The sequence below is a fragment of the Mycolicibacterium novocastrense genome (genome assembly GCF_001570485.1).
In the GTDB taxonomy this organism is placed as follows: domain Bacteria; phylum Actinomycetota; class Actinomycetes; order Mycobacteriales; family Mycobacteriaceae; genus Mycobacterium; species Mycobacterium novocastrense.
Window position 1 is genome coordinate 1 of sequence record NZ_BCTA01000108.1, and the last position, 1,514, is coordinate 1,514.

The 1,514-nt window shown below is 69.6% G+C and carries 1 protein-coding gene; it reads left to right on the forward strand.

Annotation, left to right across the window (positions count from 1 at the left end):
* The first annotated feature begins 27 nt into the window (after positions 1–27).
* Entirely contained in the window at positions 28–1,434 is a 1,407-nt protein-coding gene (locus RMCN_RS30635; RefSeq protein WP_016341434.1) for an IS1380 family transposase, read from the forward strand.
* Positions 1,435–1,514 lie beyond the last annotated feature (80 nt).

Here is a 1,514-nt window from a genome sequence, read left to right on the forward strand (position 1 = left end):
AAACCCTGACGGGAAGGCACTTCGCAGGTGAAGAATATCGCGGCGGCATCGCCGGTGAAAGTTTCCGCCGACGGCCATGGCGTTGTGTCGCATGCCGGGATGGGCATGCTGCGTGAGCTTGCCGACCGGACCGGCTTATCGGCGCAGGTCACGGCCGCGTTGGCCGACACCTACCGCGGCCCGTGGGTGTATGCGCCTGGGGAGGTGTTCGCTGATCTGGCGGCCGCGGTCGCCGACGGCGCGGACTGCATCGACGCGGTCGGTCAGCTGTGCGGTGACCGGGAGCACGTCCTGGGGGCCAAGGCCTCAACGACCACCATGTGGCGGCTGATCGATGAGCGGATCGATGCCGCGCATCTACCCGGGGTGCGCGCAGCCCGAGCCGCGGCGCGGGCAGCGGCCTGGGCTGTCGGAGCCGCCCCCACCACCGGCGGCTGGCTGCATATCGACATCGATGCCACGCTGGTGATCGATCACTCCGACAACAAGGCCGGGGCTGCGCCGACCTGGAAGAAAACGTTCGGGCTGCACCCGCTGCTGGCGTTTCTGGACCGCCCCGACATCGCCGGCGGCGAAGCCCTGGCCGGGTTGCTGCGCAACGGTAACGCCGGCTCCAACACCGCCTCCGACCACATCATCGTCCTGCACCAGGCTTTGGCATCGCTGCCAGCGGCGTGGCGGCCCAACCCCGACGATCCCGACAACCCCGAGGCCCCGAAGGTGTTGGTGCGCTGCGATACCGCCGGATCCACCCACAAATTCGCCGCAGCGTGCCGGGCCGCCGGGGCCGGGTTCTCCTTCGGGTACCCCGTCGATACCCGCGTCCAGGACGCCGTGGACACCCTCAACCTCGGCGATTGCTGGTATCCAGCGATCGACACCGACGGCGGGATCCGCGACGGCGCGTGGGTCGCTGAAGCCACCGACCTGGTCAACCTGGCCTCCTGGCCCGAAGGGACCCGGCTGATCCTGCGTAAAGAACGCCCCCACCCCGGCGCGCAGTTGCGGTTCACCGACGCCGACGGCATGCGGGTCACCGCGTTCATCACCGACACACCACCGGGTGTCGTACCCGGTCAGGTCGCCGGTCTGGAACTACGGCACCGCCAGCACGCCCGCGTCGAGGACCGTATCCGCGAACTCAAAGCCACCGGGCTGCGTAACCTGCCCTGCCACTCCTTCTGGGCCAATGCTGCCTGGCTCGAAATCGTCCTGGCCGCCGCTGACCTGGTCACCTGGACCCGCCTCATCGGGTTCGCCAGCGATCGCGCTCTGGCCCGCGTCGAGATCACCACGTTCCGCTACCGGGTCCTGCACGTGGCCGCCCGTATCACCCGCGGCGCCCGCCAACTGCGGCTACGCATCGATGCCACCTGGCGCTGGGCGGCGGCGATCGCCGCCGCCTGGCACCGCGTCCGCACCGCCTTCGGATAACACCCCACCCCATCGGACCCATCAACGATGAAGGACCCACAGGCCCCAGGAAAGCCCGCCCCACCCGGCGACACGGGACA